This window comes from Rufibacter immobilis (genome assembly GCF_003721565.1).
Classification (GTDB): Bacteria; Bacteroidota; Bacteroidia; order Cytophagales; family Hymenobacteraceae; genus Nibribacter; species Nibribacter immobilis.
Genome location: NZ_RJJE01000017.1, coordinates 652,483 through 677,549 on the forward strand (window position 1 = coordinate 652,483; position 25,067 = coordinate 677,549).

20 protein-coding genes are annotated in these 25,067 nt (G+C 51.6%); 14 read left to right on the plus strand and 6 right to left on the minus strand.

Going from position 1 to position 25,067, the window contains the following annotated elements; genetic code table 11:
• Positions 1 to 115: 115 nt before the first annotated feature.
• Entirely contained in the window at positions 116 to 625 is a 510-nt protein-coding gene (locus EFA69_RS15495) for a toxin-antitoxin system YwqK family antitoxin (RefSeq protein ID WP_123133998.1), read from the plus strand.
• Positions 626 to 675: 50 nt separating this feature from the next.
• On the plus strand, positions 676 to 1,167 hold the full coding sequence (locus tag EFA69_RS15500) for a toxin-antitoxin system YwqK family antitoxin (RefSeq protein WP_123133999.1): 492 nt from the start codon (positions 676 to 678) through the stop codon (positions 1,165 to 1,167).
• 272 nt (positions 1,168 to 1,439) lie between these two features.
• On the opposite strand, the gene EFA69_RS15505 is transcribed toward EFA69_RS15500, so the two are convergent.
• Positions 1,440 to 2,726, minus strand: a complete 1,287-nt coding sequence (locus tag EFA69_RS15505) for a citrate synthase (RefSeq protein ID WP_123134000.1) — start codon at positions 2,724 to 2,726, stop codon at positions 1,440 to 1,442.
• A gap of 543 nt (positions 2,727 to 3,269) precedes the next feature.
• Between EFA69_RS15505 and EFA69_RS15510 the strand changes: the two genes are divergently transcribed.
• The 6 genes from EFA69_RS15510 (at position 3,270) to EFA69_RS15535 (ending at position 15,827) form a co-directional block, all read left to right on the plus strand.
• On the plus strand, positions 3,270 to 4,922 hold the full coding sequence (locus EFA69_RS15510) for an NADP-dependent glyceraldehyde-3-phosphate dehydrogenase (protein WP_123134001.1): 1,653 nt from the start codon (positions 3,270 to 3,272) through the stop codon (positions 4,920 to 4,922).
• Positions 4,923 to 5,226: 304 nt separating this feature from the next.
• Positions 5,227 to 7,383, plus strand: coding sequence for a glycogen debranching protein GlgX (gene glgX, locus EFA69_RS15515; protein WP_123134002.1), 2,157 nt, complete (start codon positions 5,227 to 5,229; stop codon positions 7,381 to 7,383).
• Positions 7,376 to 9,214 (plus strand): malto-oligosyltrehalose trehalohydrolase, encoded by a 1,839-nt coding sequence (treZ, locus tag EFA69_RS15520; RefSeq protein ID WP_123134869.1) that lies wholly within the window; start codon positions 7,376 to 7,378, stop codon positions 9,212 to 9,214. Before glgX ends, treZ begins: the two co-directional genes overlap by 8 nt.
• An 816-nt stretch (positions 9,215 to 10,030) precedes the next feature.
• Positions 10,031 to 14,263, plus strand: coding sequence for a malto-oligosyltrehalose synthase (gene treY / locus EFA69_RS15525; protein ID WP_123134003.1), 4,233 nt, complete (start codon positions 10,031 to 10,033; stop codon positions 14,261 to 14,263).
• A 133-nt stretch (positions 14,264 to 14,396) separates the two neighbouring features.
• Complete coding sequence (locus tag EFA69_RS15530) at positions 14,397 to 14,909, plus strand: hypothetical protein (RefSeq protein ID WP_148041383.1); 513 nt, start codon at positions 14,397 to 14,399, stop codon at positions 14,907 to 14,909.
• Positions 14,910 to 15,401: 492 nt separating this feature from the next.
• The gene (locus tag EFA69_RS15535; RefSeq protein ID WP_123134005.1) at positions 15,402 to 15,827 is read left to right on the plus strand and encodes a hypothetical protein; all 426 of its coding nucleotides are present in this window, start codon (positions 15,402 to 15,404) and stop codon (positions 15,825 to 15,827) included.
• 39 nt (positions 15,828 to 15,866) lie between these two features.
• Here EFA69_RS15535 and EFA69_RS15540 read toward each other — a convergent pair whose 3' ends face one another.
• The 3 genes from EFA69_RS15540 to EFA69_RS15550 are packed head-to-tail and all read right to left on the minus strand — an operon-like array spanning position 15,867 to position 16,704.
• Positions 15,867 to 16,079 carry a hypothetical protein gene (locus tag EFA69_RS15540; RefSeq protein ID WP_123134006.1) on the minus strand — a complete coding sequence of 71 codons (213 nt, stop codon included), beginning with the start codon at positions 16,077 to 16,079 and terminating at the stop codon, positions 15,867 to 15,869.
• Between the two features lie 48 nt (positions 16,080 to 16,127).
• On the minus strand, positions 16,128 to 16,481 hold the full coding sequence (locus tag EFA69_RS15545; protein WP_123134007.1) for a type II toxin-antitoxin system PemK/MazF family toxin: 354 nt from the start codon (positions 16,479 to 16,481) through the stop codon (positions 16,128 to 16,130).
• Positions 16,471 to 16,704, minus strand: a complete 234-nt coding sequence (locus EFA69_RS15550; RefSeq protein WP_123134008.1) for a hypothetical protein — start codon at positions 16,702 to 16,704, stop codon at positions 16,471 to 16,473. Before EFA69_RS15550 ends, EFA69_RS15545 begins: the two co-directional genes overlap by 11 nt.
• 531 nt (positions 16,705 to 17,235) lie before the next feature.
• Between EFA69_RS15550 and EFA69_RS15555 the strand changes: the two genes are divergently transcribed.
• On the plus strand, positions 17,236 to 17,775 hold the full coding sequence (locus EFA69_RS15555) for a DUF2911 domain-containing protein (protein ID WP_123134009.1): 540 nt from the start codon (positions 17,236 to 17,238) through the stop codon (positions 17,773 to 17,775).
• A 150-nt stretch (positions 17,776 to 17,925) separates the two neighbouring features.
• Here the strand turns inward: EFA69_RS15555 and EFA69_RS15560 are convergent, their stop codons facing one another.
• Entirely contained in the window at positions 17,926 to 18,159 is a 234-nt protein-coding gene (locus tag EFA69_RS15560; RefSeq protein WP_123134010.1) for a hypothetical protein, read from the minus strand.
• Positions 18,160 to 18,355: 196 nt separating this feature from the next.
• Here EFA69_RS15560 and thpR point away from each other — a divergent pair, with 196 nt between their 5' ends.
• From thpR to EFA69_RS15585, 5 genes are all read left to right on the plus strand, one after another.
• Complete coding sequence (gene thpR, locus EFA69_RS15565) at positions 18,356 to 18,940, plus strand: RNA 2',3'-cyclic phosphodiesterase (protein ID WP_123134011.1); 585 nt, start codon at positions 18,356 to 18,358, stop codon at positions 18,938 to 18,940.
• A gap of 827 nt (positions 18,941 to 19,767) precedes the next feature.
• Entirely contained in the window at positions 19,768 to 21,252 is a 1,485-nt protein-coding gene (locus EFA69_RS15570) for a sensor histidine kinase (protein ID WP_123134012.1), read from the plus strand.
• A gap of 48 nt (positions 21,253 to 21,300) precedes the next feature.
• Positions 21,301 to 21,972, plus strand: a complete 672-nt coding sequence (locus tag EFA69_RS15575; RefSeq protein ID WP_123134013.1) for a LytR/AlgR family response regulator transcription factor — start codon at positions 21,301 to 21,303, stop codon at positions 21,970 to 21,972.
• Positions 21,973 to 22,553: 581 nt separating this feature from the next.
• Positions 22,554 to 23,165, plus strand: a complete 612-nt coding sequence (locus EFA69_RS15580; RefSeq protein WP_123134014.1) for a pseudouridine synthase — start codon at positions 22,554 to 22,556, stop codon at positions 23,163 to 23,165.
• A 314-nt stretch (positions 23,166 to 23,479) separates the two neighbouring features.
• Positions 23,480 to 24,331: an MBL fold metallo-hydrolase gene (locus tag EFA69_RS15585; RefSeq protein WP_123134015.1), complete on the plus strand. Its 852-nt coding sequence runs from the start codon at positions 23,480 to 23,482 to the stop codon at positions 24,329 to 24,331.
• A 173-nt stretch (positions 24,332 to 24,504) separates the two neighbouring features.
• On the opposite strand, the gene EFA69_RS15590 is transcribed toward EFA69_RS15585, so the two are convergent.
• Positions 24,505 to 24,984, minus strand: coding sequence for a DUF4126 family protein (locus EFA69_RS15590; RefSeq protein ID WP_148041384.1), 480 nt, complete (start codon positions 24,982 to 24,984; stop codon positions 24,505 to 24,507).
• Between the last annotated feature and the right edge of the window lie 83 nt (positions 24,985 to 25,067).

Below are 25,067 nucleotides of genomic sequence, written 5' to 3' on the forward strand. Positions count from 1 at the left end.
AGGGCGATTAGGATGTACCTAAGATGGCAATTATTTCGTTCCCAAAAAGGAAAGCGGTCTATTAAATTTTGATAAAGTTCTTTCTGAGTATCAGGTTTTTCTCATCCTTCATCTTATGGAAAAGAGCGCCCCTTTTTTTGAAAGCCGAAAAGCTGTTTTTGCCCTTCTGCTGGCCTCAGGACTGGTGCTGCAGAGTTTGCCCAGCGCCGCGGCCTGGCCCTGGCAATGGAACCAGTACGACAAAAAGCAGCTGAAGAACGGCCGCTGGCGAGTGTACCATGACGCCGACTCCCAGGTGCTGCACTACAGCGGCCGGTACCGGCACGGCAAGGAAGTAGGCCGCTGGAAAACTTATACCGCAGACGGCAATCTGTACTTCAAAGAGCGCATCAAGCGCCGCAAGAACTACATTGAAACCGTGTATTACCATCCCAACGGGCAGGTGTCGCACCGCGGCTTGGCGTACCTGCGCGATGCTGAGCACGGCGGCGTGCACTACTACTGGGACGGCGACTGGGAGTATTTTGACGAGGCCGGAAAAGCCTTGGGCATCAAGACCTTCGCGAAAGGGACCGCCGTAACCAATACACCGGTGCTAAGCAATAATAAAAAGAAGAAGGAGTAGGGCGTAGGTAAGGAAATATTGCTTACTATTGTGAACTAAACTTTTAGTTCATGAAGAAGCCGGTTTACCTTAAGTCTTTTCTGCTGCTGCTTTGCGTGTTCTTAGTAGCAAACTCTGGGAGTGCCTCCATGGCCTGGCCCTGGAAGTGGAACCAAGTGAACAAGGCGGGCAACCGGCAGGGCAAGTGGCGCGCTTTCTATGAGCACAAACCGGAGCAACTCATGTACCGCGGGCGCTTCAAAGACGGCCAGGAACGAGGCACCTGGAGAACGTACTCAGAAAACGGAACGTTGGAGCGGCTGGAGAAGTATGAGCCCCGGCACAAGCGCATCAGGACCATTTTTTACCATCCCAACGGGAAGGTGTCCCATACCGGCATGGCGTATCTGTTTGAAGAGAAGAATATGCTCATGTACAAGTGGCACGGCGACTGGCACTACTATGATGCCGCGGGCAACTGGCTCGGCTGGAAGAGCTTCAGCTGCGGACAGGCCGCTTCTGCCGAGCCCGTGCAAGCGAAGAAACCAGCTGATGTAAAGTAAAATAAGTTTCATTCATCTTTTGGTCTTCCCTCTTTAGGAACTCAGTTTCCAGCTGCTTCTTTTAATATCTGTTTTTGTGCCAAATTGGGAAAAACGGCAGCTAAACGGAAAATCGAAATGGGTTCTGTAAAATAGCTTGAGCTACTGATCGTGAGATAAGCTTTGCATACGTTTAGGGGCTTATTTCAGAAAAAGAGCCCCTAAACGCCCTATAAAAGAGAAGGCCAGACTTTTCAGTCTGGCCTTCTCTTTTACTATATAGAAGCGGAATATTAACGCTCGTTGATGGCGGTGTAGTCACGTTCGGTAGCACCGGTGTAGATCTGGCGCGGACGACCGATAGGCTCTTTCGCGTCGCGCATTTCTTTCCACTGGGCAATCCAGCCGGGCAGGCGACCCAACGCGAACATCACAGTGAACATCTCCGTCGGGATCCCGATGGCGCGGTAGATGATACCGGAGTAGAAGTCCACGTTAGGGTACAGCTTGCGCTCCACAAAATAAGGGTCTGTAAGGGCGGCTTGCTCCAGGTCTTTGGCAATGTTCAGGATGGGGTCATTCACGCCCAGGGCGGTTAAGACTTCATCGGCAGTTTTCTTGATGATAGTGGCGCGAGGGTCAAAGTTTTTGTACACCCGGTGCCCGAAGCCCATGAGACGGAACGGATCGTTCTTGTCCTTGGCTTTCTCAATATACTTCTTGGAGTCTCCGCCGTCTGCCTTAATGGCTTCCAGCATTTCAATCACCGCCTGGTTCGCCCCGCCGTGCAGCGGTCCCCACAGGGCGCTGATACCGGCAGAAACCGAAGAGTACAGGCTGGCGTTGGCAGAGCCCACCAGACGCACGGTAGAGGTAGAGCAGTTCTGCTCATGGTCGGCGTGCAGGATCAATAGCTTGTTCAGGGCATCTACCACCACCGGGTTAATCTCGTACTCCTCCGTTGGGTACGCGAACATCATGTGCAGGAAGTTAGAGCAGTAGTCCAGCTTGTTCTTAGGGTAGTTCACCGGGTGACCTACGGAGTTTTTGTAAGACCAGGCCGCAATGGTAGACAATTTGGCCATAAGGCGGATAATGTCCAGGTCGCGGGCTTCTTTGGTCTGGTTAGGGTTCAGAGACTCTGGATAGAAGGCGGTGAGGGAGCTTACCAGGGCAGAAAGGATGCCCATAGGGTGCGCCGTGGAAGGGAAACCGTCCAGAATTTTGCGCATGTCCTCGTTCACCAGGGTATGAACTTTGATCTGGTTTGCGAAATTGTCTGATTCCGTTTGGGTAGGCAGGGCACCGTAGATGAGCAGGTAAGCCACTTCAATGAAAGAAGACTTCTCCGCCAGTTGCTCAATAGGATACCCCCTGTAGCGCAGGATACCGTTTTCGCCGTCCAGGAACGTGATGGCGCTCTCGGTGGCCCCCGTGTTCTTGTAACCAGAGTCAAGGGTTACGTAACCGGTTTGCGCGCGTAAAGCATTAATATCAATGGCCTTCTCGTTCTCAGTGCCCGTAATAACCGGAAACTGGTACGATTTGCCCTCCAAAATTAGTTCAGCAAAATCAGACATATTACTTCTTTAAGTTGTGTAGTTAGGTTGTTACGCCTCGCGGCGAAGTTAGCCAAAAGCGCCAAAAAATGAAAAGTGTTATGCAGAACATACTTCTTTAGGCGGCCGAAAGGTTGCACAAAATGTTGTTCTTCCTGTTGCACAGCCTTTGGGTAAGGCTTGGCAGCGTGCAAGAAGAACCAGCCTTTCGTTCTCTACAAGCCAGTAGCTCCTGATTAAATCTAAACGCTTTTGCTGCACCCAATATAGAGACAACTGCAGTTTAGCTCCAATAAATTTTTTATATTTTCTACTCTTTACGGCTTTTTATGAAGGATATACGGCGGGTGGGGTGGCTTTAAGAAACTGTTAAACAAACATCTGTTAGTTCTGTCAATGATAATAAATTCTTAAATAGCCTGCTTTAAATACGAAAAATGTTAAATAATAATCGTTTAAATAAAATATTAATAAACAGTAAAAATCAATTTTGAGAATATCATAATAATGCCTAAGATTGGTTTATGTCATAAGTTAAAACATTGTAAGAGTAACACACTTAGTATGGAAGTAACAGATAATCTAGAACTGGTGACAGAGGACACTCTGCGGCAGATCTTCCCCCGCGAAGAGCAGATTCCGGCGGAGTATGCCCTGCCCCAGGAGATTCACCAGCGGGAGTACCTGTCTAATGGAAGCATGAAGACCTGGCAAGGCCCTACCCATGAGGTATACTCACCGGTAGCGGTAGCCCTGCCAGACGGAACCTACCAGCGCAAGCTCATAGGCACCTACCCGGTCTGTACCGAGAAAGAAGCCATGGAGGCCTTAGACGCCGCCGTTGAAGCCTATGATAACGGGCGCGGTGAGTGGCCCACCATGGGCGTGGATGACCGCATCCGGTGCGTAGACCATTTCACCCAGAAGATGATTGCCCAGAAAGACATTGTGGTAAAGCTCATCATGTGGGAGATTGGCAAATCGTATGCAGACTCTGTGAAGGAATTTGACCGTACCGTAGAATATATATATGCCACCATTGACGCCCTCAAAAACATAGACCGGCAGTCTTCCCGGTTTGAGATAGAGCAGGGCATTGTGGCGCAGGTGCGCCGGTCGCCGCTGGGGGTGGTGCTGTGCATGGGGCCTTTCAACTACCCGCTCAATGAGACGCTCACCACGTTCATCCCGGCGCTCATCATGGGCAATACCATTCTGTTCAAGCCGCCTAAGCACGGTACGCTGTTGTTTTACCCCTTGCTGCAGGCGTTCCAGGAGAGTTTCCCGGCGGGGGTGGTGAACACCATCTACGGTCGGGGCCACGCCATTGTGCCCGCCCTTATGCAGTCTGGCAAGATCAACGTGCTAACCCTCATTGGTTCCAGCAAGGTAGCCGACGAGCTGAAGAAACTGCACCCTAAAGTAAACCGCCTGCGCGCCATTCTGGGTCTGGACGCCAAAAACGCCGCCATCATCACGCAGAACGCAGACCTCAAGCAGGCCGTGGAAGAAACAGTGCTGGGTTCTTTGTCTTTCAACGGACAGCGCTGTACCGCCTTGAAAATCGTCTTTGTGCACCGGAGCAAAGTAGATGAGTTCCTAGAAAGGCTGAGCCAGGCGATCAGTCAACTGAAATTCGGGATGCCTTGGGAGAAAGGCGTGGCCTTAACCCCGCTTCCGGAGCCGCACAAACCCGCCTATTTAAAGGAATGCATTGATGATGCCATCGCCCACGGGGCGCAGGTGGTAAATGAGGGCGGCGGAACCGCGTTTGAGTCGTTCGTTTATCCCGCCGTTGTGTACCCGGTTACGCCGGAGATGAAACTGTACCGTGAGGAACAGTTCGGGCCCATTATACCGGTGCTGGCCTTTGATGACATAGAGGAACCCATCCAGTACCTCATCAACTCCACCCACGGGCAACAGGTAAGCCTTTTCAGTAATGACCACGAAGAACTTTCCTCACTCATTGACCCTTTGGTGAACCAGGTGAGCCGCGTGAACATTAACTGCCAGTGCCAGCGGGGGCCAGACGTGTTCCCGTTCACGGGCCGCAAAGACAGCGCCGAGGGAACGCTCTCCGTGGTGGACGCACTGCGTTCGTTCTCTATCCGTTCATTGGTAGCCACCAAACTGAACGAGAACAACAAACAGTTGCTCAACCAGATTGTGAGCGACGGGACCTCCAATTTCCTGAGCACCAAATTCATCTTCTAGTAGTGCTGTTTCTAAGCAAAAGGCCGCCGCAGTTTTATCTGCGGCGGCCTTTTTTTATGGTGTGCGTTTAGCGGCTCTTTTTCCAGAATTAGCCCCAAACCAAGTAGGCCCAGACAGAGGCAGCAAGGGCTAAGGCAGCCTGTTAGCGCTATGCTTTCCCTCTTCTTCCAGACATAGTCCGATTTTTTTAAGAATCAGGACTTTCACTGTAGACACAAATTGCATTTCTCCGTACACGGTACGCAAGGAAAACGATAGAGTACCAAACTCTCCTCTACGCACTCAAACCTGACACACACAGACTATGAACATTATTACCTATCCGGGTAGTCCTTTCCCCTTAGGAGCCACTTGGGACGGCAAAGGCGTGAATTTCGCTCTGTACGCCCGCCACGCCGAGAAAGTGGAGCTCTGCCTATTTTCTACTACTGAAGATGATGTGGAGACCGCCCGCATCAAGATGACGGAGCGCACCCATGAGGTCTGGCACACGTACATTCCGGAACTGGAGCCGGGGCAGCTCTACGGGTTCAGGGTACACGGACCCTATGAGCCGGAGAACGGACACCGGTTCAACCACCACAAATTACTCATAGACCCGTACGCCAAAGCCATTGCCGGCACCATCAACTGGCATGAATCCCTGTTCGGCTACCAGTTTGGGAATGAAGATGAAGACCTGAGCTTCAGTGAGATGGACAGCGCCCCGTATATCCCCAAAGCGGTGGTAATTGACCCTAACTTTGACTGGGAGGGAGACGTATCACCTAAATATCCTTACTACCAGTCCGTCATCTATGAGGCGCATGTGAAAGGCTTTACCCAGCTGCACCCAGATATTCCAGATGAGATACGGGGCACCTACGCGGGCATCGGGCACCCAGCCACCATTCAGTACCTGAAGGATTTAGGAATCACGGCCATAGAGTTACTGCCAGTGCACCATTTTATCACAGATTGGTACCTGCAAGACAAAGGCCTCACCAATTACTGGGGCTACAATACCATTGGGTTCTTTGCCCCAGACGTGCGCTATTCCAGCAGTGGCGTGCTAGGCCAGCAGGTTACTGAGTTCAAGAACATGGTGAAGGCCCTGCACAAGGCGGGCATTGAGGTGATCTTGGACGTGGTGTACAACCATACCGGCGAAGGCAACGAGAAAGGCCCTACGCTCTCCTTTAAAGGAGTAGACAATGCTTCCTATTACCGCCTGGTGGAAGACGACAAACGGTACTATATGGATTACACCGGTACCGGCAATACCCTCAATGCCAATCTACCCAGTGTGCTGCGCCTTATCATGGACAGCCTGCGGTACTGGATTCTGGAAATGCACGTAGACGGCTTCCGCTTTGACCTGGCCTCGGCCCTGGCCCGTGAACTGCATGGGGTGGACAAACTGAGCTCCTTCTTTGACATCATCCACCAGGACCCCGTGATCTCCCAGGTGAAACTCATCGCTGAGCCCTGGGATGTGGGCGAAGGCGGATACCAGGTAGGCAACTTCCCGCCGGGCTGGACCGAATGGAACGGAATGTACCGCGACTGCATGCGTGATTTCTGGCGCGGAGAGGAGAGCATGCTGGCTGAGTTCGCCAACCGCTTCACCGGATCATCTGATTTGTATTATGATGACTACCGCCGGCCTACCGCCAGCATCAACTTCATCACCGCCCATGACGGCTTCACGCTGCATGACTTGGTTTCTTACAATGAGAAGCACAACGAGGCCAACGGCGAGGACAGCAAAGACGGCGATGACCATAACCGTTCCTGGAACTGCGGCGCCGAAGGCCCCACCGATGACCAATGGATCATTGACCTGCGCAACCGCCAGAAGCGCAATTTCCTGGCTACCCTGTTTCTTTCCCAAGGGGTGCCTATGTTGGTGGCCGGTGATGAGATGAGCCGCACCCAGGGCGGGAACAACAACGCCTATTGCCAAGACAATGAGATCTCCTGGATCAACTGGCAGCACGCTGATAAATCTTTGATGGAGTTTTCCAAAAAGCTCATTCATTTCCGCCAGAACCATCCGGTTTTCCGCCGTAGGCGCTGGTTTAAAGGCAGCGAGATAGAAGGGCTGGGGGTAGAGGACATCGCCTGGTTTTTACCTACCGGCCACTCCATGTCTATGGAGCACTGGGACCAGGACCACGCCAAATCCCTGGCTATTTACCTCAACGGCCGGGGCGTGCATACCCGTGGGCCTAAAGGCGAGATTCTGATAGATGATTCTTTTTACGTGATCTTCAATGCCTACCATGATTCTCTGGAGTTTACGCTGCCCGCAGAGAAATACGGAAGCCAGTGGGAAGTTGCCATTGATACCTTCAGAGACCAGGTAGAGCCTGAGCAACCCGCCATTTACAACGCCGGAGACAGTTTCCTGGTGGAAGGCAGGTCTGTGTTGGTCCTGAAAAACCATGTGCATGCAACAGAGCCAGAAGCAAATGAATAACGTACTGCCAACTAAAAGAACTTTAGGGGTATGCTTTACCCCCGGCGGCCAGGCCGAAGTATTGGTCTGGGCCCCCAAAGCCGACCTAGTGGAAGTGAGCCTGAACGACGGCAACACCATTGTCCCGCTCAAGAAGCAAGACTACGGCTATTGGCACGTGATCACGGATCAGATTCAACCCGGCGACACCTATAAATTCCGGCTGAACGAGGACCAGGAATACCCGGACCCGGCCTCCCTGTTGCAGCCCCAGAGTGTGCACGGTCCCTCACAGGCCATTGACGTGGCCAAGTTCAAATGGACCGATGACCAATGGAACAACCTGCCCCTGGAAGACTACGTGCTCTATGAACTGCACACCGGTACCTTTACCCCAGACGGCACCTTCGCCGGACTGGAAGAGAAACTGGATTACCTGAAGGAGCTGGGCGTGAACGCCATTGAGATCATGCCCGTGGCGCAGTTCCCCGGAGACCGTAACTGGGGGTATGACGGGGTTTTCCCGTTCGCGGTACAGGATTCATACGGCGGACCCAAAGCCTTGCAGCATCTGGTAGACGTGTGTCACCAGAAAGGGCTGGCCGTGGTGCTGGACGTGGTCTACAACCACCTGGGCCCCGAGGGAAATTACCTGGGCGTGTACGGCCATTACTTCACCGACAAATACAACACCCCCTGGGGGCCGGCCATCAACTTTGATGACGCCTGGTGTGATGGGGTGCGCCGCTACTTTGCGGAGAACCTTTTGATGTGGTTCCGCGACTTTCACATTGACGCTGTGCGCATGGATGCCGTGCACGCCATCAAAGACTTCAGCCCGGTGCATATTCTGCGCGAGATGAAGCAGCAGGTAAACCAGCTCATGCAGGAAACCGGCCGCACCCACTACATGATTGTGGAACTGGACCTGAACGACACCCGCTTCATCAATCCGCTGGAGGAGCAGGGGTTTGGCATGGATGCCCAGTGGGTAGACGAGTTCCACCACGCCCTGCGCGTGACCACCACCGGCGAGAACACTGGCTATTACGCAGACTTCACGGGCATCTGTGATCTGGCCAAAGCCTACCGCGACGCCTACGTTTATGACGGACAGTTCTCCCCGCACCGGAACAAACACTTCGGGATTAAGGCAGAGAAGAATCCGGGCCAGCAGTTCATTGTCTTCACTCAGAACCACGACCAGGTGGGCAACCGCATGCTGGGCGAGCGCCTGGGTGAACTGGTGAGCTTTGAGATGCAGAAGCTGGCCGCCGGAGCCGTGATTCTCAGTCCGTTCCTGCCCATGCTCTGGATGGGCGAGGAGTACAGTGAACCCAACCGTTTCCAGTACTTCGTGAGCCACACAGACCCAGACCTGGCCGAAGCCGTGCGCAAAGGACGCAAAGAGGAGTTCGCCGCCTTCCATGCTCAGGGCGAAGCCCCAGACCCTATGGCCCAGGAAACGTTCCAGAACTCTAAACTACAGTGGGATTTGGTGCAGCAGGGAGCGCATCAGGTCATGTTCAAGTTCTACCAGACGCTCCTGCGCTTGCGCCGCGAACTCCCGGCCCTCAAGCACCTGAACCGGCAGAACGTGGAAGTGGAGGAGAAGGAGGCGCAGAAAACCCTGGTGCTCCGCCGTTGGCACGAAGACCAGCAGGTGGCGATTCTGATGAACTTCTCGGCGGCGCCGCAAAAAGTGACGCTACCGGTCAGTACCAAGAGCTGGCAAATCTTGTTAGACTCCGCCGCCCCGGAGTGGAACGGCCCCCAAACCTCTGCCGCCACCGTAAGCGGCGGTGAAGAACTAAGCCTGCAACCAGAGAGCTTGGTGGTGTACGTGGCGTAGCCCCTTTGGCGTAAGCTGATGCAAGAAGAGATACCTTGCGTTTAGGGGCTGTTTTTCCAAAAACGGCCCCTAAACGCAAGGTTTACCTAAAAGTATTCTGAATCTCTAGCAGATACTCCCCCTTTGAAGGGGCAGGGGGATGTTTACTCAGGAGAGCACGCCTATTTAATACTCCCCTCCTCGGAGGGGTTGGGGTGGGTGAATACGCTTGCTACCTCGTTACCACTTGCATAGAATACTTGGCAGTTGTTATAAGACCTGAAAGAGTCTGCATTTGCTGGCGCGAGCTTGCAGCTCGTGCCTCTATAAAAACACATGAGCAGAAAATAAGGAGCAGGTATGCGTGAGGGCACGAGCTGCAAGCTCGCGCCAGCGGCAGCCACTTGTACAAAATACCTAGCAGTGGTTATAAGAACTGCAAGCGTCTGCGCCAAAACAGTGTATACAGAAACTTGCCTTCCACCTAAACGCCGTATTTTCTTAGTCAATGGTAAAGCAATGTCCCCTGAACTGAACCCACCCCAACCCCTCCGAGGAGGGGAATCATCAGCAATATGGACTCTCCTGTGTCAACATCCCCCTTCGCCCCCTTCAAAGGGGGAATATCTACAAATGTAAGAGGGGAGTAGCTGCATGCGTGAGAAAGTGAGCACGACCTCATAAATTTTTACCAAAAAATATAAATCCTGTTTAGCGCCTGTTTTTCAGAAAATAGGCCAAAAACAGCAACACATACCCCTCTCTTTACGTGAGGTCTACAGCGGGAGAAATCATTTTCAAATTTCCCCATTTCCAAATCTTCAAATCTGAAAAAGAATGCATAATCCTGTCGCGACGTATCGCTTGCAGTTTCACAAGGAGTTTACCTTTCAGGACTTCGAGCGCATTATACCCTATTTACAGAAACTGGGGGTGAGCACCATCTATGCCTCGCCCATTTTTGAGGCCACTCCCGGCAGCACGCACGGCTACGACGGCGTAAACCCGCACCGCATCAACCCGGAGATTGGCTCAGAAGAGGAACTGAAGACGCTTGCCAGTGGCCTGAAAGAGCAGGGCATCAGCTGGCTGCAGGACATCGTGCCCAACCATATGGCTTATCACCCCAACAATCCCTGGCTCATGGATGTGCTGGAGAAAGGTGCCCTGAGCCAATACCGCAACTTCTTTGACATCGGCTGGGACAGCTCGCTGTATAATGGGCGCGTGATGGTGCCGTTTTTGGGCGCTACCCTGGAGGAGGTCATTAAAAACGGGGAGTTACAGGTGGCTTTTGACGAGGGGCAGCAGCGCCTGGTGTTAAAGTACTATGACAGCGCCTATCCGTTAAACCCAAGGGCCTACGAGACACTGCTCAAAGGGGAGGGCGAGCCCAACCAAGCCATTGACCAACTCCTCCAGAAGCTGGAAGAAGTACATCAGGATGAAGACCCGAAAAGTTTTGCCCTCAAGTGGGATGAGTTCCGGCAGCAGCTGGTGTCTTTGATGAAAAACGAGGTGGTGAAGACCTCGGTGGAGGCGAGTTTGCAGGCGTTCAATGCCAAGCCCGAGAAAATTCAGCAGTTGGCCGAGCAGCAGGTGTACCAGTTGTGCCACTGGCAGGAAACAGATTCCCTGATCAACTTCCGGCGGTTTTTCACCGTGAACGGGCTCATCTGCCTGAACATACAAGACCCCGAGGTTTTCCAAACGTACCACCAGTACGTGAAGCAACTGCAGGACGAAGGCGTTTTCCAGGGCCTCCGCATAGACCACGTAGACGGCCTATATGACCCCACCGGGTACCTGCAGCAACTGCGTGAACTGGCGGGTGAGGAGACCTACATTGCCGTAGAGAAAATTTTGGAGCCGGGCGAACCGATGCCCAAGCAGTGGCCCATCCAGGGCAATACCGGCTATGATTTCCTGTCGTACGTGAACAACCTGTTTACCTACAAACCTGGGCAGGAAGCTTTTGACCAACTCTACCACCAGCTGGTAGGCGAGGGCGCGGCCGTGCATGACCAGATTCACGAGAAAAAAGCCTACATCCTTAATAACCACATGGGCGGCGAGCTGGAGAACCTGTACCAACTGTTCCTGGAGCAACGGCTGGTGGACGAGGAAGTGCTGAGCAGCGTGCCTGGGGAGAATCTGAAAGCCGCCATTGGCGAGTTTCTGGTGCAGTGCCCGGTGTACAGATATTATGGTAACCAGATGCCGCTGGACGGCGAGGAAGCCGAGGCAGTGCAGAACATCTTCAACGCTATCAGAGAGAGTAAGCCTGATTTAACCGGTGCGGTGGAGATTCTGGAGAGAGCCATTCTGGGGGCTGCGCCCGAAGGGGAAGATGACACCTATTTGCAGCGGTCACAGCGGTTTTACCAGCGGCTCATGCAGTTCAGCGGCCCCATTATGGCCAAAGGGGTGGAAGACACCATCATGTACACCTACAACCGCTTCATCGGCCACAACGAAGTAGGCGATTCGCCGGAGGCCTTTGGGGTGAGCCCGCAGGAGTTCCACCAGATTATGCAGGACCGGCAGCAGAATTGGCCGCTGTCAATTAACGGAACCTCTACCCATGACACCAAACGCGGTGAAGACGTGCGAGCACGCCTGAACGTGCTCACCGAACTAGGGGAGGACTGGACCACGGCTGTGCAGGAATGGCGCGAACTGAACGCCGACCTGAAGCAGAACAATATGCCGGATGCAAACGACGAGTACCTCATCTACCAGACCCTGCTGGGCGCTTACCCCATGCCGGGGCAGGACGAGGACGATTTTGAGAACCGCGTGCAGGAGTATATTCAGAAAGCCCTCCGCGAAGCGAAAGTCAACTCCAACTGGACGACGCCCAACGAGGAATACGAAGCCGCGGCCAAAGCCTTCGCGGTGAAGCTGCTGGACAAGAGCCGTCCGTTTTGGGGCAGTTTTGAGAAATTCAGGTCAAAAACGACCGACTTCGGGATAGTGAACTCGCTGAGCCAGGTGCTGCTCAAATTCACCGCGCCGGGCGTGCCCGATGTGTACCAGGGCACCGAACTCTGGGATTTCAGTCTGGTAGACCCAGATAACCGTCGGCCTGTGGACTATGAGAAACGGCAGGCCTGGCTGGAGGAACTGGACAGTACTGATTTACGCAAGCTGGAAAACCTGTGGGAAGACCTCTGGGAGAACCGCTATGACGCCCGCATCAAACTCTGGCTCACCCGTACGCTGTTCACCGAGCGCAAGAACAACGCTAACCTCTTCGCCAAAGGCGAATACCTGCCGCTGGAAGTTGAAGGCGAGGGCAAAGACCACGTGCTGGCCTTCGCCCGCAAGCATCTGCACACCTGGTACATTGTGGCGGTGCCACTGCATCTGGCAGCGCTGGCTAAGGAACAGGGCGTAGAAACGCTGGAAGAAATTGACTGGAAAGACACCAAAGTCATTCTGCCCAAAGATGCGCCTAAAGACTGGCAAGACACGCTGGTGCGCAGCAACGGCAGCTATGCGCATGAGTTGAGCGTAGGCGACCTGTTCGGGATATTCCCGTTGGCGCTGCTCAAGCTTAGAGCCAAGAATGAGCGCGGGGGCGGTATTCTGCTGCACATCAGTTCCTTGACCTCGCCGTTCGGGATTGGGGACATGGGACCGGAAGCGCGGAACTTCGCCAACTTCCTACAGGCCAGCCACCAGAAATACTGGCAGTTGCTGCCGCTTAACCCCATTGAGGCGGGGCAGGGCTACTCGCCGTACAGTTCCATCTCCAGCCGGGCGGGCAACCCGCTGCTCATCTCGCCGGAACTGCTGGCCAAAGAAGGACTGCTGAACGCGCAGGAACTGAGCCAATACCACCTTCCGCAGACGGGCAGCGTGGACTATGAGCAGGCCAAGCGCGTGAAAGACGAGCTGCTGGAGAAGGCCTGGCAGACCTTCAGGAACGGCGATTACCCGTCGCTGCAACAGCAGTTTGTGGACTACTGCGGCACCGAGGCGGGCTGGCTCCATGACTTCGCGCTGTACGTGCTGCTCAAGGACCAGAACGGCGGCAGCGCGTGGTTCCAGTGGGAAGACCAATACAAGCAACGCGACCCCCAGGCGCTGGAACAGCTGGTGCAGGACCACGCCGAGGCCATTGAGAAAACCAAGTGGGTGCAGTTCATCTTCAACAAACAGTGGAAGCGCCTGCGCACGTACTGCAACAACCGCGGCATCCAGATGTTCGGGGATATGCCGTTCTACATCAGCTATGACAGCGTAGATGTGTGGGGCAACCGCGATATTTTTGCCGTGGACGAAGAAGGCAACATGACCGGCGTGGCGGGCGTACCACCCGATTCTTTCTCGGAGGATGGTCAGCTCTGGGGCATGCCGGTGTTTAAGTGGGACGTACTCAAGGAGCAGGGCTATGACTGGTGGATTGGCCGCCTGCGCAAGAACATGGAGCTCTATGACTTGGTGCGGCTAGACCATTTTAGAGCCTTCGCCGATTACTGGGAAGTGCCCGCGGGTGAGGAAACCGCCAAGAACGGTGCCTGGAAACTAGGCCCCGGGGCCGATTTCTTCACCTACGTGGAGAAGGAGCTGGGTAGCCTGCCGTTCATCGCCGAGGACTTAGGCGAGATCAATGACCTGGTGCTCAAGCTGCGCGATGATTTCAACCTGCCGGGTATGAAGATTCTACAGTTTGCGTGGGGCGATGAAATGCCGCAGAACGATTACATGCCGCACAACTACGCCCGCAACTTCATTGCCTACACGGGCACCCACGACAACAACACCACGCTGGGCTGGTACCGCCAGGAAGGCAAACCGCACCACCAGCAAATAGAGCACTACGTGGGCCGCGAACTGAGCGAGCACGACATCTGGTGGGTGATGGCGCGCCTGGCCTACGCCTCGGTGGCCAAAACCGCCATTCTGCCCATGCAAGACGTGCTGGGCATTGACGAACAAGGCCGCATGAACACCCCCGGCCAAGGCCAAGGCAACTGGGGCTGGCGGTTAGTGCCGGGGCAGATTACCAAGGAAACCGAGAACCAGTTGAAGGAGTGGACTTGGTTGTATAATAGAGATTAGAAGCAATAGCAGAGAGGAAAAGAAAAGGCCATAGAATCCTCTATGGCCTTTTTTGTTTATAATTACATTAAATATCAATCTAAGTTTAGTAGAAGTGAAACACCAAATTTCATTTAATCATCTATTAGCCATAATGAATGGTCTTGATGATAATTATTTTGATGAGGATAGAAGGAATACAACCATAATTATAAAAGATAAAATAATAAGAGGTCCAGGTAATAATATATTTCATCAACAATCTTTTGAGAATAGAATTGAGTTTAAAGATTGTGTTTTTGAAGTTGGCTTTATGTTTGGGCCTTCAAAGTTCAAAGGAAGTATATACTTTAGTAATTGTGTTTTTAAAGATGGAATTTGGTGGCAAAATTGCGAGTTTGGTGAGTTTTTTGTATTTTCAAAATGTATGCTATATAAAAGTATTAATATTTCTGCATTTGATTGTTATAGATTTCATTTCGATGATTGTGTAATATATGACATGTTGGTTTTGGCTGAAGGAGTGATTAAACGTTCGGAAAATAGAACTTATGGAAGAATGGGAGGGAGTTTTTCTAATGTCAAAGCTGAACACATAAGATTATTAAATAATGATTTAGGAAGCCTTAGTATTACCTATCATTATATCGGAAAAATTGAGGTCTAATCAGGTGCATATGAAGATGGTTTTGGGATTTATGAGTCAATTGATAAGGATAGATTTCCTGATAATTTAAGTAAAGGGTATATTGGTAAATTTAAAATTGAAGTTGAAAGTAAAGATAATATAGGGAATTTAAGGTTTCAAAAAGGGGATATTAATGAACTTGAGATTTCTGGTATTTTAAATGAAGGAAACATTCTTTTTGAAAATATCAAAGTAGAGATTTTAAATATAAATAGATTCTCAAATAATGATACAGTGAGATTTTTTAATATTTCACCTCTTAATCATGATTCTAAAGTAGTGATTGAGGAATCTAATTTAGGTAAAATGCAGTTCTTTAATATTGATTTCAGTAAGTTTAATTCATTTTATATCAATAATTCTAACGTTACAGAAATTCAAACCGCATATGTAAGTTGGCCTAATAAAATTGTTGCAATCAATAATGATGCAGCTAGGCAAAAATAGAATTATCGTCAACTGAAAATGGCGATGAAAAAGCAAGAAGATACATTTCAGTCTCTCGTTTTTGAACAGGAAGAAATGGAGTCTTATTGGAAATATCTAAAAGAAGGGAGGGGAGATTGGAGCGAGCGATTTATATTATGGACAAGTAAAGTATCCAATTATTATGGAAAGGATTGGGTTCTTCCTGTTATATGGATGATAATTTTTAATTTTTTATTCTTTATTTTAATAGGTGCAGGGCTGGTAACTAATAGAGCTATTACAATTGATGATTATTTAAGTTTGTTTGGAAGAGTTACATATTTATTTAATCCCGCACATCAAGTAAACAATATTCATGATAAAATAAACTTAAGTAATTTCTCATTAGTTTTTGATTTTATTTCTAGAATTTTTACTTCATATTTTATATTTCAAACAATAAAAGCATTTAGAAAATACTCTAAGTAACTCCAGATTTATCTTATATTTTTTATTAGTGAAAAGTGCTTATTTTCTAGGGAGTTTGCTTCTTACCAATTTCACTTCTTTGGTAATATCTTCCAAGCTAGGAGCCGAGGCGGATTTACTTCTTAGGTTCTTCACCACATCGGTGAAAGTGTTTTGCTTTTTCTTCTCAATAGAAATAAGGTTTAGGTCTGCCAAGTTTTGAAGCAGTTGTAAGGCTTTGGGATTTAGTATTTCAACTCTAATAGGTTCCATATATCAAATATACGAATTAAATGAGTTTGAGTAAATTGACTTACTTAGTTAATCCAACACATCAATATCGAGCACAATCCGCACATTCTCCTTTATTTTCTTCCGTAACTCTTCCTCCAACTGCCCAATCTTGTGCAGGAGGCGGGAGTTGTCAATGGCTCTGATTTGGTCTATCATGATGTCGCAGGCTTCTTTCACGTTGGCGGTGCCTTTGGCTAGGTGAACGCGCAGAATCTCGGCTTCGGGTTGCACGTGGGTGGTGATGGGGCAGATGATGGTGGAGGGGTGGGTTTTGTTCAGCAGGTCGGTTTGGAGAATGACCACCGGCCGTACCTTTCCAGTTTCAGTGCCTATTCTAGGGTTGAGGTCGGCAATCCAGACCTCAAACTGCTTAGGCTTCATCGTTTTCCAGCGCCTCAAATTCCTTTAGCACCGAGAGCGAATCATCGGCCACCAACCTTGACTCTTTCGCCAACTGCTTGGCCAGGAGGCGGCGCTTTTGCAGTTTGTTGTAGAATTCCAGCGCCTCATTGATGTAGCGGTTGCGGTTGGTGTGGAGCTTGCCTAAAATGCTTTCGGTCTCCTGAAAGATATTGTCTTCCAATTTTAAAGATAAGTTCTTCATTTCCTTGCTGTTTCTACAAAGGTATATTCTTTTAGTATATACTGAAACAGTAAAGGACAAGTTTCTACTTGTTTCATTTAAGAGTATTGAAGCAAATAATAGGGGAAGAGGCATTAACGAGGAATCACATCAAGAATGACGGCATTGCTGGTCGTCCCCCTTTGAAGGGGGTAGGGGGATGACAAAGGCGTTTGAAGAGGCGTCTACTTTAGCAATAGGAGTGAAAGCTGTTTCTCGGGAATGCGTAAATCAGCACGAGTAATCATCCCCCTACCCCCTTCAAAGGGGGACGGAATGCGTGACTATTTCTACTGAGTGCGCAGGTAATCTGCGGTTAGTTCACAGATAAAAAAATAAACCTTTTAGTAGAAGTGCGTTTTTGGCCTCTTTTTCAGAAAACAGGCCAAAAACAAAAAGCACACCTACCTGTTTCTAGACAACACATCTGCTGCTTCGGCGTTTTGACAGAAACATTTCATTGAACCTGAAAATCCACTACATTTAATCTTACAACATAACTGAATCAAAACGATGACCACACCAAAGAAACACATCTTCCTCCTCACCGTCCTGTTCCTGTTCACCATGACCGCTTCAGTGTTTGCGCAAGACGCACCGAAGCCGAAGGCCAGCCCGGCGCAGACGGCTACCGGAAAAGTAGGGGCTGCCAACATCACCATCGCGTACAGCAGCCCGGCGGTGAAAGGCCGTACCATCTGGGGCGGCTTAGAGGCGTATGGAAAGCCCTGGAGAGCAGGGGCCAATGAAGCCACCACCTTCACCACCGACAAAGACATTAAAGTGGAAGGCAAAACCCTGAAGGCGGGCAAGTACAGCGTATTTATGGTACCCGGTGAAACCGAGTGGCAAGTGATCTTCAACACTGAAACTGGCCAATGGGGCACCAAACGCGGTGGCGGCGCTAATTTTGATCCCGCCAATAATGCACTTACCGTTACTGTAAAGCCAAAAAAATTAGACCAACTGAATGAGCGCCTGGTATATGACATCACCAACAAAGGCTTTTCGCTGAAGTGGGAGTACGTGGAAGTACCAGTGGCGATCAAGTAACCGCTAGAGGTAACACTGCATCTAAACAAGAACTCCGTTTTGGGCACGTTTTTCAGAAAACGTGCCCAAAACGGAGTTCTTGTTTATTGTCTATCGGTAAATGGTAGCAGAACGTACGGTACTCAGAACCTAACCACGCCCAAGCATAGATTAACGGTTCTCTGGCTCATTGGTGCGGCTCTTTAAATCATCCTCGTCCTGGCGCGACAGGAAACCTTCGTGCCCGGTGTTGCCAGATGAACCAGCGTCGTACACAGAGGTGGAGGCACTGTTTCTCAGCTCCTCAGAATCCTGGTCATAGCTCGCGTGTGCATCTGCTTCGCTCTGCTGGCCCTGTGCGGGGTTGGGGTCTTGCTGTGGGTTGTTTTTATGATTGTCTTCCATGGTTTTCTGCGTTTAAGGTTAAAAAATCCGTTCCCGGAGGTTTTATCATGTACGGGGTAGCGGGAGAGGAGTTGAGGGCGGGTGGCTACTCAGGCAGAAAGGCGAGGCGAAGGAGTATATACTCCGTCCTGTTCCTCCCGTATTGGAAGCATACGTACCTATAAAAGGAGCATCAACTTCTATTGCCAGCCGGAACATGAAAGATACCATCCGTTTATTTGTAGCCGCCCGGTTACCCCAGGACCTGACGAATTACCTGGTGCAGGCACGGGAAGCCTATGCGCAGCCGGCCATCAGGGAGGTGCCCGAGCAAAACCTGCACCTCACCCTGTTTTTCATAGGCAACGTGCCCGCTACGGAAGAGGCGAACATCCGGCAAAAGTTAGCCGAGGTGGCGCAGCGGCACCAGCCGTTTACGCTGGCGCTGGAGCAACTGGAACCGGGACCCAAACCAAGGTCGCCGCGCCTGATCTGGGCACGTTTTCGGCAACTGGAAGCCTTTGCGCAACTCAGTCTGGATTTAACGCAGGTCCTTGCGGAGGTGCCGCCCCGGCAGGAAAAGTTCATCCCGCACGTCACCCTCTGCCGCTTCAGAAAAGACCTACCTGCCCCCAAAGACCTACCCGTGGTCGCGCCCGCAGAAGAAATCCTGTACCCAGTACCGGCACTGGCTCTCTGGCAATCCCAACTAGCCTCACCGCACCCCATCTATACCGTGGTAGAGGAATTCCCCTTAGGTTACCGTTCATCTAAATCTACCAAAGCCACCCAACCCGTTTAGGGGCTGTTTTTCCAAAAACGGTCCCTAAACGCGAATTACATCCCCCATGCCCGGCTACCCCCCAAGTGGCTGGACTTCTGTTTTAAGCCAAATTTCAAAAAAGGAGCCGCTAAACGGAAGTCATGAATCCTGAGTCTAGAATCTAGAGTCTAGAAGTTGAATCTGGCTTAGCCTGGGAAGAAGTAGCCAAAGTGGGGAAAAGGCGCAGACGCTCGCAGGTCCTCCGGACGCTGCGAGGTCTCTTGAGTAGACGGTAACGCGGTAGCAGGCGAATTGTACCCACCCCAACCCCTCCGAGGAGGGGAGTATCTGCACGAGTAAGAAAGTAGCTTAGCAAAGTCGATTATTAAATTCGTGCGAACAGAAAGTCTTCGGTCGCCTCTACGCCCAAATAAACAGCAATGCTGTATTACTTCCGCTATGCAGCAAATTCCCCTCCTTGGAGGGGTAGGGGTGGGTTTACATCTGCTGAGCTTTATAATCACCAACACCACTAACGCCTCAACCCGCAACAGCCTTTACTAAACGCACCTATTCCAGTCTTTCCCTAGAGCGCCTCGCTTGTGGCCAGGTAAGAAAGAAACTAAGAGGAAACTGCATTCACCTGGCCGCAAGGGCAGTGCGAGAGGGGAAGACGGGGCCCCGCGGCCGTGAGCGCTTACCGCCAAAGATGAAACAACACAGCCCATAAAACTCTAGACAAACGCCACAACCAAGGCATCAGCCAAGTCACTCACCCCAGTTCCATCCCTTTTTCCAGCCCCTTCATCACATTTATTTACTCTTCATCGGCCTTTGCTGTATCATTGATCCATAATCCATAGCAGATGAAAGAATTAGTCAACAATCCTTCGTTACAGAACAAGGTGGAGTTTTGGGCGGCCACGGCCATTTTCGTGTTCTCGGTGCTCTTTCTGGTCACCGACCAGGACAGGACAGAGTATTTTGGGTATGGCAGCCATTACCGTAACTGGATTTTTCCGCAACTGGTGCAGGCGGTGGTGCTATATGCATCTTTCCTGTTCCTGAATTTTAAGGTAATTCCCCGGCTGGTGGACGGAGAGCAGGTTATCCTGAACGTGTTGCTGCTGCTCCTCACGTTCCTGGCGGTGTGGGTTGTCTTTGGTACCTCCAGCACCTACCTCAAGGTGGAAATGCTGTATTACATGTCTGAGCAGGACGCCTACAACCAGATCTTCCAGAGTAGTTTCCGGCACGTTTTCTGGCTTTTCTTAATGCTGGGGGTGTATTCGGCCATTAAGTACAGCAGTTTCTATCTGTTGAGTAATTCAGAGGCCATCCAGAGCCGGTACAAATTAGTGACCAGAGACGGCCTGCTGGCGTTTGTGCTCTGGATGGTGAGCATGTTCCTGCTACTGCTGGTAGATGCTGAGGGGGGGCTTCTGGTAGGGTGGGGAGTGGTGGCCCCCTGCGGCATTCTGCTGTACTGCTACTCGTTTTACCGGCTCATTCCCAAAGCTCTGGGCAAGAAAAGGCCCTTCCTGTCTTATGCGTTCCAGTGTTTGCTGTGGGTGGTGCTCATTAACTTTCCAGTGGCAATCTTGCTCATGCTGTTCCTGCACCACGAAGAACAGGCCATAGGACTTAGCTTTTTCAATCAGGCATTTCAGATGGTGATTACCGTACCCCTCTGCTGGCTTCTGTTCAAACGGCACCTGCAAGGCAATGAGGAGGTGCAGGTGCTGCAAAAGGAACTGGGCCGCTCCAACGCCAACCTGGATTTTCTGCGTTCCCAGATCAATCCGCACTTTTTGTTCAATGCCCTCAACACCCTGTACGGCACCGCCTTGCAGGAAAACAGCGAACGCACGGCGCAGGGAATCCAGATGCTGGGCGACATGATGCGCTTCATGCTGCACGAAAACCACCAGCAGAAAATACTGCTCTCCCGCGAAATCGAGTACATGCGCAACTACATAGACCTGCAACTGCTCAGAACATCGGCTTCGCCGAACATTACCATTCAGACTAAAATTGAAGACGTGCTGGATGAGAAATTCATTGCGCCCATGCTGCTCATTCCGTTTGTGGAGAATGCGTTTAAGCACGGCATCAGCCTGAAAAATCCGTCCTGGATCAAGATTTCACTCCACTGCGAGCAGAACAAACTGTATTTTGACGTCTACAACAGCAAGCAGCCTAAACAGGAGCGGGACACGGAGAAAGACGCTTCGGGCATAGGCTTGGCCAACGTGAAGCAGCGCCTGAGCCTCCTGTATGCGGGTAGGCATGACCTCATCATCAGAGATACCCCCGAAGAATATTTTGTGCACCTCACGCTCACGTTGTAACTTCAGAAATAAAAATAAAAACAGCTATTCCGGGAGAGATAAGACCCAATGAAAGCAATTGCGATAGACGATGAGCCCATGGCGCTGGAGGTAGTCCGGTCTTTGGCGGCCAAAGTGCCCTTCCTGGAACTGGAGCAATGCTTCACCGATGCCTTTAAGGCGCTGGAGTACCTGCAAACCCACCCCGTAGACCTGCTGTTCCTGGACATCAAGATGCCCGACATCACCGGCCTGGAGTTTGTGACCTGTCTCCAGAAAAAGCCGATGGTCATTTTCACCACCGCCTATTCTGAACACGCCGTCACCAGCTTTGAACTGGATGCTGTTGATTACCTGCTCAAGCCCTTCTCCCTGGCCCGCTTCACCAAAGCCTGCAACAAAGCACAGGACCTTTGGCAGCTACGCGGGAAGGGCGGCCAGGCCAAAGACTACATCTTTCTGAAGACCGGCTATGAACAGGTGAAGGTGCTCTTTGACGAGATTCTGTACCTGGAGGCCGCCGGAAACTACCTCACGTTTGTGCTGGAAGGAAAGAAGCTGCTGTCACGCATGACGCTGGGCGAAGTACTGGACGTACTGCCCCCCGATAGGTTTACCCGGGTGCACCGGTCCTATATTGTGGCCAAAGACAAGATCAGCAGAATAGAGCGGCACCAGGTCTGGGTTAAGGAACTGCCCGTGCCCATTGGCGCTTCTTACTTCCCGCAACTGCAGGTGTAGCGAGGACGACAGAGATTTCTTGCACTAAACGACGGTTTTACGTTTCAAGGCTGTTTTTCCAAAAACGTGCCCGAAACGCCGTTACCCCAAATGCGTGAGACCGGCAGTGTACACATCCCCCTTCGCCCCCTTCAAAGGGGGAGTATCGGCTAAGAAAGCAAAGGCAAGCGTTGACGAGCTTCAAATTCTTTACATCTTCTACAACAAAAACCTGAAGAACCGGTGGCCTCTACTCCCGCACTTATTCCAGTCTTTCGGCTGAGCGCCTAGAGTTCGACCGGCTGCTGAGCGGGAGCGAGGTGGGCGGGGAGAAATCACAGCGCGAGGGCGGAAGACGGGGCCCCGCGGCCGTGAGCGCTTACCAGATAAGATGAAACAATTCCGCCCATAAAGCCATAGAAAGCCGTCAAGCCAATGGCATCAGCCAACTGCGTGCACAAGAGAAAAGCAGCCAATACAAGGCATCAGCCAACCACGTGCACAAGCAATCGCACTTAGATCTTTCGAAAAACTCCAGTAAGACAGATGAATTTCCGTTTAAGGGGTCTTTTTCTGAAATTAGCCGCAAAACGCCATTTCCCTTGTCTGAACCACAATTACCCCACCGCCATTTCATCTTGCACAAACCCTACGGCTACCTGAGCCAGTTCATCGGGAATCCTAAAAACAAAAAGCTGCTGGGGCATCTGTATGATTTCCCGGCGGGCACCATGGCCATCGGGCGGTTAGACCAGGACAGCGAAGGACTCCTCCTGCTCACCACCAACGGCAAAATGAGCGAGTACGTGCGGGGCCGAAAGGTAGAAAAAGAATATTACGCGCAGGTAGACGGCATCATTACCCCAGAGGCCATTGCGCAACTGCAACGGGGCGGCATTGAGATTGCCCACGAGAAACAACTTTACCAGACGCTGCCCTGCCAGGCATACCGGCTAGATCCGGCCCCGCACTTCCCGGAGCGGAGCCGCCGCGTGCGCGATGACCGACACGGCCCCACCAGCTGGGTCTCCATCACCCTCGCCGAAGGCAAGAATCGCCAAGTACGTAAAATGACCGCCGCCGTGGGGTTCCCTACCTTGCGATTAATCCGGGTCCGGATTGGCAACATCCATCTGGGAACTATGCCCTCAGGAGAGGTACTGGAAGTGGCGCAGTTTGATCTGGGAACGCCAGATATTCACTTTGCTCAATGAAGTTAGGTGCAGGATGGGCGCGTGCAGAGGTATTGGTTTGGCCACGGGCCGCAGGAAAAGGCAACCCTTGATTTAGTCTTTGGTTTGCGTTTAGGGGCTGTTTTTCGAAAAACAGCCCCTAAACGCAAGAAATACAATAGATGGTGCCAGCTTGTCTCAAATTGCGGGTAGAGGAGTAGCGCACAACTTCCTGGGTGCAGCATACAGCTTTCTATTGCTTTATAACACCCTTTCTCCAGTACCGGGAGAAGAGCGTAACTCTACTAGGAGGCAGGCCGTTAAGCTTTTATCTAGTTACCAAAGCTTTCATCCTGATGGACTCAAACATGCGCCAGAGCAACGACAATAAATTCATACCCATGACCTCGGTGTCAACGGGCAACATTTGGCAGGTGCGCCCAGATGTGCATTACTACACCAACCAGATCGTGAATTTCGTGATGATCGGGACCTCCTCCCATTGGGTGCTGGTGGATGCGGGCATGCCCAAATCATCTGAAGAGATCATGGGCGTGGCTAAAAGCGTGTTTGGAACCATGGCCCGTCCGGCCGCCATTGTGCTCACGCACGGCCATTTTGACCACGTGGGCGGCCTGGTGGGCTTGCTGGAGGCCTGGCGAGTACCGGTGTATGCGCATCCGCTGGAGTTCCCCTTCCTGACGGGGCAGCAGGCCTACCCAGAACCAGATACCTCTGTGGAAGGCGGCATGCTGGCCAAGATCTCGTCTATCTATCCGCATGAGCCCATCAACATCAGCGGAGCCAACCTAAAGGCTCTGCCCGAAGACGGCACCATTCCTGAACTGCCCGACTGGCATTGGGTGTTCGTGCCGGGGCACTCACCGGGACAGGTAGCCCTCTTCCGCGAGAGCGACCGCACACTCATTTCCGCTGATGCCGTGATTACCGTAAAGCAGGATTCGTTCTACAAAGTGCTCATGCAGGTAGAGGAAGTGCAGGGACCGCCCCGCTACCTCACCACCGACTGGACAGCCGCCTGGGAATCTGTGCGGAAACTGGCGGCGCTGAACCCAAAACTCATCATTCCGGGGCACGGGAAGTTCATGGAGGGTGAGGCGCTCACCGCAGGCCTGCAGAAACTGGTGGACGAGTTTGATACCATTGCTATTCCGTCGCACGGGAAGTTTGTGGACGGCAAAAAGTAAACCGGCCTTTGGTGTCTCTCTTTTAGAAACAGGGTTGGTCCCTGCCTTTCTGTGGTGCCGTGGTCTTTGTGTCTTCAGATCAACCAGTAACTAAACAAAAAGAGCTTCCAGACCAGAAGCTCTTTTTGCATAAATAACTATGGAGTAATCTATTGGTATTGTTGGTGAGATAGTTACTTTAAGATGGCGCTGCCGGCTTTCAGGGCCAAGGCGTCTTCCATTAGGGCGAAGGTGGCGTCGGGCAGGCCGGTGATTTTAACCAGCCGCGTTCTCAGGAAAAAGAAAACGTACGAAGACGCCAACGCGCCCACAACTCCTAACAAGCCACCCGTAATTCGGCTTTCGCCGTTGGCTTCGGCCAGTGTGGCACCCACCAGACCACCAGAAACTACCCGCGGCAGTAACTCAATTGGCTTGATGCGGTCGGGCACGTTGGGTATTTTATCGCCCAGCATTTCCAGCACGGCCAGCAGTTTAGTGCCGGTGGCTACCCCAGATTTCTGCAGATAGCCAAGTTTAGTACCCTCCAGGAAAATGGTGGGCGAATGGTGGAAGTGGTTGGAGAGCAGCGCGGGTGCCGTCATGGCCCGTATGCCCGCAATGGCCCCTAGCGCCAGCGCCTTCTGGTTTGTAGAAGAAGAGAGAATGCTCATGTCTGTTCTGCGTTGGTTTCCCTTGTATACGGCAAGAAGGGCTGCCAAAGTCTTAAATCTCAAAAAGACTTTCCGTTTTAAGC

Excerpts from the sequence above, each read along its gene's own strand:
- EFA69_RS15585 (WP_123134015.1), top strand. The coding sequence starts at position 23,480 with ATGGACTCAAACATGCGCCAGAGCAACGACAATAAATTCATACCCATG.
- glgX (WP_123134002.1), top strand. The coding sequence starts at position 5,227 with ATGAACATTATTACCTATCCGGGTAGTCCTTTCCCCTTAGGAGCCACT.
- EFA69_RS15495 (WP_123133998.1), top strand. The coding sequence starts at position 116 with ATGGAAAAGAGCGCCCCTTTTTTTGAAAGCCGAAAAGCTGTTTTTGCC.
- EFA69_RS15505 (WP_123134000.1), bottom strand. The coding sequence starts at position 2,726 with ATGTCTGATTTTGCTGAACTAATTTTGGAGGGCAAATCGTACCAGTTT.
- EFA69_RS15560 (WP_123134010.1), bottom strand. The coding sequence starts at position 18,159 with ATGGAAGACAATCATAAAAACAACCCACAGCAAGACCCCAACCCCGCA.
- EFA69_RS15570 (WP_123134012.1), top strand. The coding sequence starts at position 19,768 with ATGAAAGAATTAGTCAACAATCCTTCGTTACAGAACAAGGTGGAGTTT.
- EFA69_RS15530 (WP_148041383.1), top strand. The coding sequence starts at position 14,397 with ATGAATGGTCTTGATGATAATTATTTTGATGAGGATAGAAGGAATACA.
- EFA69_RS15555 (WP_123134009.1), top strand. The coding sequence starts at position 17,236 with ATGACCACACCAAAGAAACACATCTTCCTCCTCACCGTCCTGTTCCTG.
- treZ (WP_123134869.1), top strand. The coding sequence starts at position 7,376 with ATGAATAACGTACTGCCAACTAAAAGAACTTTAGGGGTATGCTTTACC.
- EFA69_RS15510 (WP_123134001.1), top strand. The coding sequence starts at position 3,270 with ATGGAAGTAACAGATAATCTAGAACTGGTGACAGAGGACACTCTGCGG.
- EFA69_RS15545 (WP_123134007.1), bottom strand. The coding sequence starts at position 16,481 with ATGAAGCCTAAGCAGTTTGAGGTCTGGATTGCCGACCTCAACCCTAGA.
- EFA69_RS15575 (WP_123134013.1), top strand. The coding sequence starts at position 21,301 with ATGAAAGCAATTGCGATAGACGATGAGCCCATGGCGCTGGAGGTAGTC.
- EFA69_RS15535 (WP_123134005.1), top strand. The coding sequence starts at position 15,402 with ATGAAAAAGCAAGAAGATACATTTCAGTCTCTCGTTTTTGAACAGGAA.
- EFA69_RS15590 (WP_148041384.1), bottom strand. The coding sequence starts at position 24,984 with ATGAGCATTCTCTCTTCTTCTACAAACCAGAAGGCGCTGGCGCTAGGG.
- EFA69_RS15500 (WP_123133999.1), top strand. The coding sequence starts at position 676 with ATGAAGAAGCCGGTTTACCTTAAGTCTTTTCTGCTGCTGCTTTGCGTG.
- thpR (WP_123134011.1), top strand. The coding sequence starts at position 18,356 with ATGAAAGATACCATCCGTTTATTTGTAGCCGCCCGGTTACCCCAGGAC.
- treY (WP_123134003.1), top strand. The coding sequence starts at position 10,031 with ATGCATAATCCTGTCGCGACGTATCGCTTGCAGTTTCACAAGGAGTTT.
- EFA69_RS15550 (WP_123134008.1), bottom strand. The coding sequence starts at position 16,704 with ATGAAGAACTTATCTTTAAAATTGGAAGACAATATCTTTCAGGAGACC.
- EFA69_RS15540 (WP_123134006.1), bottom strand. The coding sequence starts at position 16,079 with ATGGAACCTATTAGAGTTGAAATACTAAATCCCAAAGCCTTACAACTG.